Here is a 14,169-nt window from a genome sequence, read left to right as displayed (position 1 = left end):
CAAACCCAATGTCTAGTGAGTGGTTGCCGGACGGTACCGCTCCAGAAATAGATTACTAAATTTATTCTCTAGATCTAAGCGCTCTTTAAGCTTAAAAAATTCTGCTGCCCGTGGGTATGCTCGCTGAAATTGCTCCTCAGTTGCATGCAATTGATAAGGTAAATAATAAGTACCTCCGTTTGCCAATGCCGCATCTATTAATTCCCGTGTCCATATTCCTACCTGTTTTTTACTCTGTTCATCAGTTCCTTGCTGATAATAAATCACAAAAGCAAATACCTCAGTTTGAGCCCATGCCAGCAAAGAACCACTATCAGGATTAGCATGGCGAATAGAGATATTGATAATATTTGCCTGATGCTTTTTCAGGATGTCGATCATCTGCGGATAAAAATCATCAAACTTTTCTACTGGTATGAAATATTCTTCCAAAGCAAAACTTTTATCGTGCATGGAAATAGGCTCTAAAAGCGCTACTGCTAAGCTGGCTTCATAATTACGCATCATTACTGGCTGTTTTACAAAATAGGCATCATCATATAATTTGCGCAATTCTTTACCAAAATCCGATGCAGCAACAATTTTCAATTGTCTTTGGCGTTTGCGTGTTGGTGCAGAAAGAGGTCTTAAACGGGCAGAAATAGTTAATGGTTCATCAGTCTGCTTAAAAGTCACTGCTCTGACCTTTTTGAAATCAGGAGGATAAATAATGGCATTATGAAATATGGCCGTTCTGTCAGAACGAATCTGCTCAGAGAAATAAGAGGAATACTGACTAATCGGCATTACATCATTAATTCGTTTTACTTTTACATTTTCAGTAAGGCGTAATGTTACTTCTGTGATAACTCCTAGTGCACCATAGCCACCAATAGCACCATAAAAAATATCCGAATTTTCTTGCGGACTGGCTAAAACTATTGAACCATCTGCCAGTACTATTTTAATTTGTTCAACAGACAGGATAATAGGACCTGACCCCATATATCGACCATGTACATTAACACTTAAAGAACCACCAATACTAAAATCAGCCAAACTTTGCATGATTTTCACAGATAATCCATATGGATCAATCAGCTCCTGTACCTGACGCCAGTTTGCACCTGCTTCTATAGTTAAAAGTTTTTGTTCAGGATCAAAAGCAATTACATGATTGAGTTTTTGAGTATCTATTTGTACGCCATTCTGAACAGCAGTTTGCCCGCCCATACTGTATTTACCACCAGCTATACTAATGGGACCGGTTGTGTGCTTAACCAGCTTTGCAACCTCCTCGGTTGATTCAGGCTGTATCACAGAGGACATCTCTACCGGCGTCATACCGGTAACATCATTGACTACCACCGCATACGCCGTTAATGGCAACAACAAACAAAAACAGCTATACCAGGTAATTAGTTTTTTCATTATTAAATAATATTTATTCTTATAAAATAAATATTATTGTACTAATTAATGATAGTATAATATTTGTTCTAAAACAAAATTTTTGATTATTTTCACTTTTTCAGAATATTCTGATTATCTGCATAATCCAGACCAATATCCAGATAGCGTGCGCTGTGGGTCAAATAGCCCATCGCCAGAAAATCTACGCCTGTTTCTGCAGCAGCTACCACAGTATCCGGTCGCAAATTACCTGAAGCCTCAGTCTGACAATGTCCCTTACACCAGCTCACAGCTGTTCGCATTTCTTCTATTGACATATTATCCAGCAATACCAAACTGACGCCTTCATCCAGAATCTGACGCAGTTGCTCCAATGTGTCAACTTCTACTTCCACTGCAATCAAATGGCCGGCATAAGATTTAGCTTGCTTAACAGCAGTAATAATATCTCCCCCGCTAAGCGCTATGTGATTGTCCTTAATCAGTATGGCATCATCCAGACCCATACGATGATTACATCCCCCGCCCATTCTTACTGCATATTTCTGGACTATTCGCAAATTAGGTATGGTTTTACGTGTACACGTCAGCTGAGCTCCGGTATGGGCTATAGATTTCTGAGTTTCATGAGTTGTAGTGGCTATTCCGCTAAGATGCGTCAGAAAGTTTAACGCTGTGCGTTCGGCAGCGAGAATAGCACGCGCATTACCGGCAACCCGGGCCAGCACTGTACCGGCAGCGATAATATCACCATCATTTTTGTATGCAGTAAATTCCAGATTTTCATTCATCAGAGCGAAGCTCTGCCGGGCCAGCTCTAAGCCGCATACCACACCGGGCACTCTGGTTACAATACTGAATGCGGCCATCCTGTCTGCCGGTATCACTGCCTGTGAGGTAACATCTCCGCGTCTGCCTAAATCTTCTGACAGTGCAGCCTGTACCAGTGGCCGGGTAATTATTTCTGGTAAATCGCTAATCATATTGTTAAGCCCTGATATATACTCTTTTGGAGTATATATCAGTAGTCAAAGTCTGAAAATACGTTAACAAATAATAAGCAGATAAATTTGAAAAGTGGTAGTTTTTAAATTCAGCAAATTAATCAGATTTATTTGTTTAAAACCAAGAATCAAAAATTTTTAATTAGAAAATTTCTATTTTATCAACAGAATTGATAACAATTATGCTATCCGAATTACTGAATATGGTTATTAATTAATGGTAATCTGTAACCGGAGAGCAGACTTTCCTGTAAAACATTTTCATTAAAACGGTACAGCTGTGCCGGACGTCCGCGCTCAGCCACTACTGTGGTTCCGGTTGGCACAACCAGCTGCTGATTGTTGATTAATCTGCGAAAATTCTGTTTATGTAAATCTACGCCATTCAGCGCCTCTATGCTTCTCTGCAACTGATATAGAGTAAATTGAGGCGGCATTAAATCAAAAATTACCGGACGATACTGTAATTTAGCTCGTAAACGAGATACAGCAGTAGCAAGAATACGGCGATGATTAAACTGCATGGAGCGACCGGTCAGCATAGCCGGCAGACGACCGTCGAAATAGGGAGATTCAGTGATCATGCCAACTTCATACATCAATTCATAACGCAACAGAGCATTTTCTGCCAGCCATTGCTGCCCGTTTATCCCCCAGCATAAATTCAGACGCTGCTGACGCTGATTGCGGATTTCCTGATTCGGAGCAGCATCTACCCAGTTCTGCATCGGCAGGATTAATTGATCAAGTATCTGCTTATGCTTATGCTGAGGCAGTCTGCTGTCTTCCCAAGGAAAAAATTCATACCAGTCATGCCATTTGGCTTCCAGCTTTAAACCACTCTCAGCAGCTTCTTTTACCAGTCCGAGATAGCTGATATTAATTACAGCATGGCCGCAATGATGGCTGCGTTTGACATCAACAAATGTATATAACTGTTCCATATAGCCTAATGGCTGACCTGTCTGCTGATGTACCCAAGTTCTGGCACCAGCCTGTAAAGAATGATGTACAGGCTTCAGCGGACCATATGGCAATAGTTTTCCATCGTTTATGGTAAGTACCCGCGCACTAAAATCGGTAACAGCAAACAATACCGCCACGAGTTCAGCTGCACTGTCGCTATAACTTGAAGATGAATATTCAGCTGAAGAGTGCATGCGGATAAACTCCTTTATTAAAGCTGGCTAATTGTAAAGAATTTGTCGCAAAAAAACAAAATTCACTGATTGAGTACATTACCGCAAAAGCACCGTTGTATCTAACTGAATTCAACTAATTATCTCATTCAGTCGAGTTTATTCGAGTTTTTGGTTTTTTCGTATTGCCTTATATACTCATTATGAGCATAATTAATTATTCCTTTCAGGAGCAATTATGCAAAGTACCAATCAATGGCGTGCATTCGATTACGAAAAACCACAATTGTCATCAGTTGCAGCTACTGAGAATGCTGCACAAACTACTAAAGATGAATCTGCTGTGCTGCAATGTGCCTGGGCTAAAATTCCACAGCAATTGGACCGGCAGCAAAAGCAAAAATATATTGAACAGGTAAAAGCTTTATTACAGCAACAGCAAGCTGTGATGCTGGCACATTACTATGTTGAACCGGAATTGCAGGATCTGGCTCTGGCTACTGGCGGCATGGTTGGTGATTCACTGGAAATGGCACGTTTCGGAGCACAGCATCCGGCAAAGACATTATTGGTAGCCGGAGTGAAATTTATGGGCGAAACAGCACGAATACTCAGTCCGGAAAAAACTATTCTTATGCCCGATACTGAAGCCACCTGCTCTCTTGATCTGGGTTGTCCGGCAGAAGAATTTACTGCTTTCTGCAACCAATATCCGGATCGGACAGTTGTGGTTTACGCCAATACCAGTGCCGAAGTTAAGGCCAGGGCTGACTGGGTCGTTACTTCGTCAATTGCTCTGGAAATTGTTTCTTTTTTACATGCCCAAGGAAAAAAAATTATCTGGGGTCCGGACAGACATCTTGGAGAATATATTCAGAATCAGACTGGTGCAGATATGGTGCTCTGGCAAGGTTCCTGTCTGGTACATAATGAATTTAAAGGTCAGGAACTGGCTTTAATGAAAGCACGCTATCCGCATGCCAAAATATTGGTTCATCCTGAATCACCGGCTGCTGTAGTTGCTTTAGCTGATGTAGTAGGTTCTACCAGCCGTCTGTTGCAGGCAGCAATTCACGATTCGGCAGATACATTTATTGTAGCGACAGATCAGGGCATATTACATGAAATGCATAAACATGCTCCGGAAAAAACCTTTCTGGCTGCGCCTACTGCAGGCAATGGTGCCACCTGCAAGTCTTGTGCTTTCTGCCCTTGGATGGCTATGAACGGATTACAAGCCTGTATAGATGCTTTAAGCAAACCAGAACATCATAAAATTGATCTACCTTCTGCTTTAGGTAAACAGGCTGGTATTTCCATACAGCGTATGCTTGATTTTTCAACTGCATGGCGGGAATTTCATACTGATAAGACCAATCTTCACCATACAGAAAACCATTCACCCGATATTTTTGCTCACTGGATTAGCCAACATGACCAATATCACACCCTGCTCTGTTAATACTACTGATGTTTTGATTATTGGTGCCGGTTTGGCCGGGCTGACGGTAGCCTTATCTTTACCGGAAAATTTTCACATTACTTTGCTGGCAAAAGAAGATTTATCAACCTGTGCCAGTAATCTGGCACAAGGCGGAGTAGCAGCTGTTATTGATCAGGCAGACAGTGTAGCCGAACATATTAAGGATACGCTTATAGCCGGTGCCGGCTGCTGCAATGAAAAACAAACTGCCGAAATTCTGGCTGAAGGCAACAGTGCTATTGAATGGTTATGCGCCCATGGCGTGGAATTTACCCGTGAGAATGGTCGCCTGCATCTGACACGTGAAGGCGGACATGGCCGGCGGCGTATCGTACATGCGGCAGATCATACTGGTCACAGTATTACTCATACACTCCAACAACAGCTATCAGCACGACCAAATATTCATATTTTGCCGCATAGCTGTGTTATCGATTTAGTGTATGAAAATTCAGTTTGTACTGGAGCAGTCGTACAGATGGCACAAACTGATGAGACCGTAACTATTCAGGCTAAGCATACTGTACTGGCAACCGGAGGATTGGGACAATTATTCCCTCTGACCACCAATCCGGTAACAGCAAATGGACAAGGAGTTGCTTTAGCGGCTCTGGCTGGTTGCAGAACGCAAAATCTGGCTTTTGTACAGTTCCATCCCACAGCACTTGCCTTACCCGAAAATCCGTGTTTTCTAATTTCTGAGGCTGTACGAGGTGAAGGAGGTATTTTACGTAATCAGCAAGGCCGGCGCTTTATGCCTAAATACGATAACCGTGCCGAGCTGGCTCCGCGTGATATTGTTGCACGCGCCATTGCCAGCGAAATAGCCAAAACCGGCCATCACTGTGTGTATCTGGATATCACTCATTTACCTGAAAGCTTTATCCGCGCACATTTCCCGCAAATTCATCAACATTGTCTGCAACTGGGTCTGGATATCACTCGTGAATTAATTCCGGTAGCACCAGCAGCACACTATGCCTGTGGTGGCATTGTTACAGACACCGATGGGCGTACCGATATGGCTCAGTTGTATGCTATAGGTGAAACTGCCTGTACCGGGCTACATGGTGCCAATCGTCTAGCCAGTAATTCTTTACTTGAATGTGTCGTAACCGGACGCAATGCCGCGGCATCGATAGTTGCTTCTAAAGAACATCCGCAAATATGGCCAATCAATCAGCAGATGAATTCATCAGAATTAACCTGGCAGGAAATTATTTTCCCGGAACAACCTCATCCGATTCAGGATATCCCTTCTTTCAGCATGCAAGCACTGCAACACTCCATGAGCCGTTATTTTGGAATTTGCCGGCGAACTGATGAAATGCTCACGCTGCATAAAATATTACAATACTGGTATCGGCAAACCATAAATCAGCAACATAAGCTGTCACTGGTAACTGCGTTATTAATGGTACAGGACGGACTGAATCAGCAAATGAACCGTGGCACCCACTTTAATCTTGACCTACAGGAAAATCTATAAACGAACCTTGTGCTGTTTACACTGCTGTCTGGCTTCAGCAATCACTTGATTCAGCTTTATTTCACTCAGTGTACCTATCAATGCCCGATGAAAACCGCATTTAGGTGCCTGAACCTGAGTAAAAGGTACTCCGCCAATATTATTGCCTAAACGTTGCATCCATGCGCGGCTATCCGAACCTGTATAACGGTATAACGGATACGGTAATGACATCTGCTGAGTAAAGCGTTGTAAATTTGCATCATTATCTAAAGATACACCAACGACAGCAATGGTTTTCTTCCCTGAAGTTCGTTGTTGCTGATACCAGCGCGAAAGCATAGCTATTTCACTACGACAAGGTTTACACCATGTTGCCCAGACATTAACCACCAGTATCGGGGAATTAGTTGGTAAAGTGGCCGGTGTACGCTGAGGCCAGTTTTGTAATTCTGCAGCATGTACATGAATACAACTCAGAAACAGCGCACTAATTAAAAATATTTTTTTTAAGACTCCGGCAGACGGAAACATATCATTACCTTAATATTACTTTTAATAGCAATTATTATAGAATAATTCATATACAATTTTGCAGCAAAAACATTAGCAGTTAAGGGGTTTATTTATTTTTATTTTGTATAAATCAATTGAAACACATATTTAAAAACAGATAATTTATTTACATCCGGCACATTAATTCAGCTTTAGCTTTAGAATAATTAATAATACTTGTCAAAATTTGAAGTTTCGTCCACACTTCCAATTTAGATTTTTTATTTTTAGAAGTTCAGGGATAATCATGACAAATACCGTCATACTGTACCACAATCCGAATTGCTCTAAATCGCGGGCAGCCCTGTCTTTACTTCGGGTACGCAATGTAAATACCAAAGTCATTCCCTACCTGACCGAGCCTTTATCTGAGGCACAAATTCGTTCACTTAAACAAAAACTGGCCATCAATTCAGCTCGGGAAATGATGCGTAGTAAAGATGATCTGTTTACACAATTGAATTTGCGCGAGGCGGATGAAGATACACTGATTGCCGCGATGGCTACACACCCGATTCTGATCGAACGTCCTATAGCTGTATACGGCGAACATGCCGCTATCGGCCGCCCATTAACGAATATTGAAGCTTTACTCGAATAATAAATGAGCTCTGGTTCACGTTTCGGTTTCTGGTATTGTCTGCGCACGGTGATTGCCGGATGTTGTTTGTTCGTTGTGGCCAATTATGCTTTTAGTGTTGCCACCGTCTACCAGTTTGGTCATCCACAAAAATTATTAACAGAATCCGATGCTGCTATTGTGCTTGGTGCAGCAGCATGGGACAAACGTCCTTCACCAGTATTCCGTGAACGTATCAATCATGCCATTAATCTGTATCGTGCCGGCATAGTAAAAAAAATTCTCTTTACTGGTGGCAGCCCCAGAGCCGGTTTCATGACAGAAGCAGCCGTCGGACGACGCTATGCTATCCGTAACGGCGTAGATGCCAATGATATTATTTATGAAAATCATTCGCGTGATACCTGGCAAAATCTGGTTAATGCAAAAGCCATAGCAGAAGACAATGATTTAGAAAGTTTTATTATAGTCAGTGATCCATACCATCTGGCACGTGCGTGTTTTATGGCTCGGGATCTGGGTTTAAATGTACAGGTTTCTCCTACTCCGACTACCCGATATACTGCAACTCAGTCGAAATTACGCTTCATTGTACAGGAGAGTTATACCTTGATGATTTATCAGTGGGTGCAGCATCTGGCAAATTTTCCGCGTCTAATTCGCATTCTGCGTACGCTTATTTAATAATTTATCCTTTTATTGCCAAAAATCTGACAACTCAGACCATTATTTTAGCTAAAAACATAATTATCATATAGTTATACTATTTTAAATCTAAAAAATCTTAGCTCGATTTTTTGTATATAACTTATGATTTTACAATTTGCTATAGACTCTTTATATTTTCAGAAAAATAAGATGAATATTGCTTAATCAGATATCAGTAGTAAAAATTATTATATTAATATGTAATAAAAATTTATTTTCTTAATTGAGTATATTTAATGCTGTAATGATAATTTATTTTATCTCCCGGATACCTGTCCAAAGGCTAAAGACAATTAACCTTTAAGTGTAATCGATAGTATGATTAATCCCTGAATGCAAGGTATCTGATATTCCAATAAAGCAGAGGTCATAATCATGGATAGAAACCAGCAGCTTTTTGAAAAAGCAAAAACCATTATTCCCGGGGGAGTAAATTCTCCTGTTCGGGCGTTTGGAAGTGTCGGAGGCATACCCCGCTTTATTAATAAAGCTCAGGGAGCGTATGTATGGGATGAAAATCAAACACGATATATTGATTATGTCGGCTCATGGGGACCTGCCATTGTCGGACATGCACATCCTGAAGTTGTTCAGGCAGTCTGTCAGGCGGCCAAAAATGGCTTATCTTTTGGAACCCCGACAGAAAATGAAATTCGTATTGCTGAAGAAATACGCCATATCATGCCCAGTATGGAACAGATTCGGCTGGTCAGCTCAGGTACAGAAGCAACCATGAGCACTATCCGTCTGGCCAGAGGTTTTACCGGACGGGACAATATTATTAAGTTTGAAGGCTGTTATCATGGTCATTCAGATAGTCTGCTGGTTAAGGCCGGATCCGGTCTGTTAACTTTTGGTAACCCTAGCTCAGCAGGTGTACCTGAAGATTTCAGCCGCCATACACTGGTATTACCTTATAATAACGTTGAGGCTTTGCAACAAACGTTTGCCAATAAAGGCGACAGTATTGCCTGTGTTATTGTCGAACCAATTGCCGGTAATATGAACATGATACCTGCTACAACAGAGTTTGTTCGGGCACTGCGGGAACTTACAGAACGGTACGGAAGTGTTCTTATTTACGATGAAGTAATGACCGGTTTTCGTGTTGCCCTAGGCGGAGCACAGTCCATCCATGGTATTAAGCCTGATTTAACGACAATTGGCAAAGTAATTGGCGGAGGCATGCCAGTAGCAGCTTTCGGTGGTCGTGCAGACATCATGGCCAATATATCGCCTTTAGGTGCTGTTTATCAAGCAGGTACTCTTTCCGGTAATCCGGTATGCGTGACGGCCGGACTGAAAACACTGGAAATCATACAACGACCCGATTTTTACACTACACTCAGCAAACATACCCGACAGCTTAGTGATGGTCTGACGGCAATCGCACGTGAAGCCAATATCCCTTTCAGCAGCCGCAGTGAAGGCGGTATGTTTGGTTTCTACTTTACTGATAATCTGCCATCCTGTTTTGCAGATATGCAAAACACTAATCAGATACTATTTAAAGAGTTTTTCCATGCCATGCTATCACGCGGTGCTGCATTTGCACCATCAGCATATGAAGCGGGTTTTGTTTCAGCTGCTCATAGCAGTGAAATCATTGCAGATACACTGGGTTTAGCTGCCGAAGCATTTACGGAAATTGCGCGTACTGTCTGAGAAACTTATTCTTACCAGTGTATGTCAAAAGTAAAACATACACTGGTATCTTAAGTTGTATTAAATTAAATCTTAATCATGAAGAAATAATTTAAATATTTTATATTTATATCAGTGTCCATCACATATTAAACCATATAAACATTTATATTCTTAAAAAACTTTATTTATTATCACAGCAAGGAAATAATTAATATTTTATTATTAATTAACACTTAAAACATCAAAGCCATCTAATTCTAATATAGTATTATTTTAAATTCTAAACTAATAACCAATTTTATACTTACTATATTTATTAACATTTAATTACTTTTATTTAACAATAAAAAACATTTCGCTAAGTCTTGCCTAAGTATTTAAAGTCATACTGTGCATTAACAAGAACCGAGATGGTTATTGTCTTTAACTACTTTAAATGGAGATCTATCATGAAAAAAATTACTGCTGCTGTTGTAAGTGCTATCTTTGGTTTAACTACTGCTGCTGCCTTTGCTACACCTCCCAAACCAGCTGCAGCTACTACCACTACAACCACCACTACAGCTAGTACCGTTAAACCAGCTGCTAAAACTGTAAAACCTGCTGCAACTGTGAAACCAGCTACTAAAAAAGTACACGCCAAAAAAGTGCATGCTAAAAAATCCCATGCCAGAAAAGCAGCCGCTAGCACTACTACAACCAAACAAACCACTACTACTGAATATAACTAATCAGTTTATCGGTTAACATTTAAATAAAACCGTTTCAGGAATACTGAAACGGTTTTTGTTATCATAGATATTTTACAGTCTGAGTTTAAACAGACTGATTGACAAGTCTATGCGGAAAAATGTTAACCCATGCGAATCTTACTTCTTGAAGACGACAAAATGATTGCAGAGGCATTAAGCGATATGCTGCATATTGCCGGTTTTGCAGTTGATTGTGTTACTGACGGGCTGGCAGCTGAACGGGTATTACAACCAGATATTTACGATATTGCCTTACTGGATATTGGTGTCCCGGGGCAGGATGGTCTGTGTGTATTACACCACTTGCGTGCTAAAAATAGTGATTTACCTGTTATTCTGATTACTGCCCGTGACACGGTGGAAGAACGCATTAATGGTCTAGACAGTGGTGCCGATGACTATGTAATTAAACCTTTTGCGCCTTCCGAATTACTGGCGCGTATCCGGGCTTTATTACGCCGCCGCAGCGGACATGCAACTCCGGTGCTGAGCAATGGCACCATTACCATGAACCCCGCTACTCGTGAAGTAAGTGCCAACGGACAGGTTACCCGGCTGTCAGCACGAGAATATGCTTTGCTGTACAGTTTATTACTGCAACCAGGTACGATATTGTCACGGCAGGAACTTGAAGAAAAACTTTATGGCTGGAATGAAGAAGTAGAAAGCAATGCCGTAGAAGTGGTCATTCACGGAATTCGAAAAAAACTGGGTAGTAATGTGATTAAAAATGTTCGGGGATTGGGATGGCTGGTAGACCGGCACGGATAGTCTCATCACTACAATGGCGTTTATTATTGGTTTTAACCATCGTAGTAACTTCAATTGCTATCATTGGTGATATTCTTGCCTATCAGACTGCTTTTCGGGAAACTCAGGACCTGCAGGATGCTCAGCTGGAGCAAATTGCTCATTTACTTGATCCGCGCAGTTCCATTCTGCGCAAAGATACACAGGAAGACCTTAATTTTCCTGAAAGTGCCAGAACCCTGCCCAAACCGCGTGTACTGGCACAGACACTTGACTCACCCTATCTCAATATACTGATGGGAGATGAAAATGCTGTCCAGAATCTACAGCAACTACCGGATGGCTTCCATAACTTTACTACGGTAGCCCGGCACTGGCGGGTATATATCCTTACCCGGGAGCGTGAGCGGATAATCATTGCTCAGCGCACCGCATACCGCAATCATATAGCTAAAGACAGTGCATTGAGTGTAGTCTGGCCATTTCTTATTCTGATGCCTATTTTATGGCTGTTTACAGCTATCTGGATTCGCCGCCTGTTTCGGGCAACACAGGAAATGAGTAGCGAATTAACCGCGCGCAACGCCAATGATTTGTCACCTCTGGATACCAAACACGTACCGACAGAAATCCGCCCTTTCATTACCGCACTTAATCGCTTATTCAGTCAGTTACAGGCTGCAATTGAACATGATAAAAAATTTATCAGTTATGCAGCTCATGAATTACGTACCCCGATCACCGCACTTACCCTGCAAATAGCCCGTTTTGATGAACCGGAATTGACTATTCAGGAACAGCATAAGCTTATTGAACAGATCAAAGCAGGTATTGCCCGTACCGAACAACTGCTTACCCAGTTATTATCGATGGCCAGAGTACAGCATCAGCAGCAACATCTTATGACGGATAATGTTCAAACCGCTTTAATGCCATTACTGCGTGGTTTGATTGCTGAATTATTGCCTCTGGCGGAACAAAAAAAACAAAATTTAAGTTTTGATATCAGCGAAAATGTTTATCTGCCTGTCTGCAGTAATGATTTATATACCATTTTGAAAAATATTTTGGGTAATGCCATCAAATATACTCCTGTTGATGGACAAATATGCATTTGCATTAGACCAACCACGGATAACAAAACAATTTTACTCATAGAAGACAATGGTCAGGGAATTTCTGAAACTGAACGTCAACTGGTATTTGAACCGTTTTACCGCATTTTAGGCAATAATGAAAGCGGTAGCGGTCTCGGATTGGCAATCGTCAAAACCCTGTGTGATCAGTGGCGCATCAGTATTAGTCTGGCAGACTCCCGCCTGCAAAATTCTGAACAGAAACCAGGACTAGCAGTAAGTCTGATATTCAAATCGGATAAACTGTAAACATAAAAAATATTCATCCTGTAACATGTAAAATGATTACATCAGATTCTATTTATCCAGCAATTATTCAATTTATTATCCTATAAAACATTTGTTTATTTCTAATCCGGTCAGACAATTTTATTTAGAGTAATTCTCTGACATTTATATCCATTTGCTTAAAACAAAACTGAATTTAATTCGGCATAATAAAAAACACAGAATTTTCTGCATGGAAAATTCTGTGTTTTTTATTAGCAGATTATTTCAGCGATCAGGCTGCATGAAATAAATCGGATTTAAATCACCAGTGTTTTGTACCAAAAATCTTGTCACCAGCATCGCCCAGACCTGGAATAATATAGCCATTATCATCCAGATGATCATCCAGTGCTGCCGCATAAATAGTCACATCAGGATGTGCCTCATTGACAGCCTTTACACCTTCCGGAGCTGCCACAAGAACCAACGCCTTAATATCCTTACAACCTTTTTTCTTAAGTAACTCAATAGTTGCATTCATAGATCCGCCTGTTGCCAGCATTGGATCAATTATCAATGCCGGGCGTTTATCCATCTGACTGACAAATTTTTCGAAATAAGGTACCGGTTCCAGCGTTTCTTCATCGCGCTGTAAACCCACAACACTGATTTTGGCTGTAGGAATCAAATCCAGCACACCATCCAGCATACCCAGCCCTGCCCGCAGAATCGGTACAACAGTAACTGTTTTGCCTTTAATCTGGTAAGCATCAATCTCACCACACCAGCCCTGCATTTTGACAATTTCTACATCAAAATCACGACTGGCTTCATAAGCCATTAAGCGTGCCAGCTCTTTAGTCAGAGTACGAAATCGATAAGTACTGCAATCCTCTTCACGCATTAATGACAGCTTGTGCTTTACCAGTGGATGCTCAATTACATTAATATTCATAGTCTGTTCCAAAAAATAATTACTATAAAATCCGAATAAAACAGCTACCGGAAAACATTTCCGAACAGAATTCAGTCAGACAGAGGCCAGCAAAGTCTGTAATTCACCTGCTTCAAACATCTCCATCATAATGTCAGAACCACCGATAAATTCACCTTTTACATATAATTGCGGAATTGTAGGCCAGTCTGCATATTCCTTGATACCCTGCCGGATATCCTCATCTTCGAGCACATTAACAGTATAGAAATCTTTTAATCCGGCCGCCTGCAATATTTGCACAGCACGGGATGAAAAACCACACTGTGGAAACTGCTTAGTGCCTTTCATGAACAACACAACCGGATGTTCAGTAACAAGCGTTTTAATTCTTTCCTGAGTACTCATGTA

14 protein-coding genes are annotated in these 14,169 nt (G+C 41.2%); 8 read left to right on the top strand and 6 right to left on the bottom strand.

Annotated elements, in window-relative coordinates:
• Window positions 1-12: 12 nt before the first annotated feature.
• The 3 genes from GY065_RS04730 to GY065_RS04720 all read right to left on the bottom strand — a co-directional run bounded on the left by GY065_RS04730 (window position 13) and on the right by GY065_RS04720 (window position 3,556).
• The gene (locus tag GY065_RS04730) at window positions 13-1,410 is read right to left on the bottom strand and encodes an FAD-binding oxidoreductase (RefSeq protein WP_174833262.1); all 1,398 of its coding nucleotides are present in this window, start codon (window positions 1,408-1,410) and stop codon (window positions 13-15) included.
• A gap of 92 nt (window positions 1,411-1,502) precedes the next feature.
• Window positions 1,503-2,375 carry a carboxylating nicotinate-nucleotide diphosphorylase gene (nadC, locus tag GY065_RS04725; RefSeq protein ID WP_174833261.1) on the bottom strand — a complete coding sequence of 291 codons (873 nt, stop codon included), beginning with the start codon at window positions 2,373-2,375 and terminating at the stop codon, window positions 1,503-1,505.
• Window positions 2,376-2,590: 215 nt separating this feature from the next.
• On the bottom strand, window positions 2,591-3,556 hold the full coding sequence (locus tag GY065_RS04720) for a hypothetical protein (protein WP_084554355.1): 966 nt from the start codon (window positions 3,554-3,556) through the stop codon (window positions 2,591-2,593).
• A 217-nt stretch (window positions 3,557-3,773) separates the two neighbouring features.
• Between GY065_RS04720 and nadA the strand changes: the two genes are divergently transcribed.
• Together nadA and nadB are read left to right on the top strand one after the other, a co-directional pair.
• Entirely contained in the window at window positions 3,774-4,997 is a 1,224-nt protein-coding gene (nadA, locus tag GY065_RS04715) for a quinolinate synthase NadA (protein WP_174833260.1), read from the top strand.
• Window positions 4,969-6,507, top strand: a complete 1,539-nt coding sequence (gene nadB, locus GY065_RS04710) for an L-aspartate oxidase (RefSeq protein WP_174833259.1) — start codon at window positions 4,969-4,971, stop codon at window positions 6,505-6,507. The genes nadA and nadB overlap by 29 nt, the downstream gene beginning before the upstream one ends.
• On the opposite strand, the gene GY065_RS04705 is transcribed toward nadB, so the two are convergent.
• Window positions 6,502-7,020: a TlpA disulfide reductase family protein gene (locus tag GY065_RS04705; protein WP_174833258.1), complete on the bottom strand. Its 519-nt coding sequence runs from the start codon at window positions 7,018-7,020 to the stop codon at window positions 6,502-6,504. The two genes, nadB and GY065_RS04705, sit on opposite strands and share 6 nt — an antisense overlap.
• Window positions 7,021-7,288: 268 nt before the next feature.
• On the opposite strand from GY065_RS04705, the gene arsC reads away from it, so the two are divergent.
• From arsC to GY065_RS04675, 6 genes are all read left to right on the top strand, one after another.
• On the top strand, window positions 7,289-7,642 hold the full coding sequence (arsC, locus tag GY065_RS04700) for an arsenate reductase (glutaredoxin) (protein ID WP_174833257.1): 354 nt from the start codon (window positions 7,289-7,291) through the stop codon (window positions 7,640-7,642).
• 3 nt (window positions 7,643-7,645) lie between these two features.
• Window positions 7,646-8,305: a YdcF family protein gene (locus tag GY065_RS04695; RefSeq protein ID WP_174833256.1), complete on the top strand. Its 660-nt coding sequence runs from the start codon at window positions 7,646-7,648 to the stop codon at window positions 8,303-8,305.
• Between the two features lie 399 nt (window positions 8,306-8,704).
• Entirely contained in the window at window positions 8,705-9,994 is a 1,290-nt protein-coding gene (gene hemL, locus GY065_RS04690) for a glutamate-1-semialdehyde 2,1-aminomutase (RefSeq protein WP_174833255.1), read from the top strand.
• A 431-nt stretch (window positions 9,995-10,425) separates the two neighbouring features.
• Window positions 10,426-10,707, top strand: coding sequence for a hypothetical protein (locus GY065_RS04685; protein ID WP_174833254.1), 282 nt, complete (start codon window positions 10,426-10,428; stop codon window positions 10,705-10,707).
• Window positions 10,708-10,836: 129 nt separating this feature from the next.
• Entirely contained in the window at window positions 10,837-11,499 is a 663-nt protein-coding gene (locus GY065_RS04680) for a response regulator transcription factor (RefSeq protein WP_174833253.1), read from the top strand.
• On the top strand, window positions 11,475-12,863 hold the full coding sequence (locus GY065_RS04675) for an ATP-binding protein (RefSeq protein WP_174833252.1): 1,389 nt from the start codon (window positions 11,475-11,477) through the stop codon (window positions 12,861-12,863). The genes GY065_RS04680 and GY065_RS04675 overlap by 25 nt, the downstream gene beginning before the upstream one ends.
• Before the next feature lie 283 nt (window positions 12,864-13,146).
• Here the strand turns inward: GY065_RS04675 and upp are convergent, their stop codons facing one another.
• A complete protein-coding gene (gene upp, locus GY065_RS04670; protein WP_037475542.1) occupies window positions 13,147-13,779 on the bottom strand; it encodes a uracil phosphoribosyltransferase in 633 nt (210 codons plus the stop codon).
• A 75-nt stretch (window positions 13,780-13,854) separates the two neighbouring features.
• Window positions 13,855-14,166, bottom strand: coding sequence for a Grx4 family monothiol glutaredoxin (gene grxD, locus GY065_RS04665; protein WP_037475540.1), 312 nt, complete (start codon window positions 14,164-14,166; stop codon window positions 13,855-13,857).
• Window positions 14,167-14,169 lie beyond the last annotated feature (3 nt).

Source organism: Snodgrassella sp. ESL0323, assembly GCF_013346865.1.
GTDB lineage: Bacteria > Pseudomonadota > Gammaproteobacteria > Burkholderiales > Neisseriaceae > Snodgrassella > Snodgrassella alvi.
Note: the sequence above shows the minus strand (reverse complement) of the source record. Positions and strands in the feature narration are given on the sequence as shown.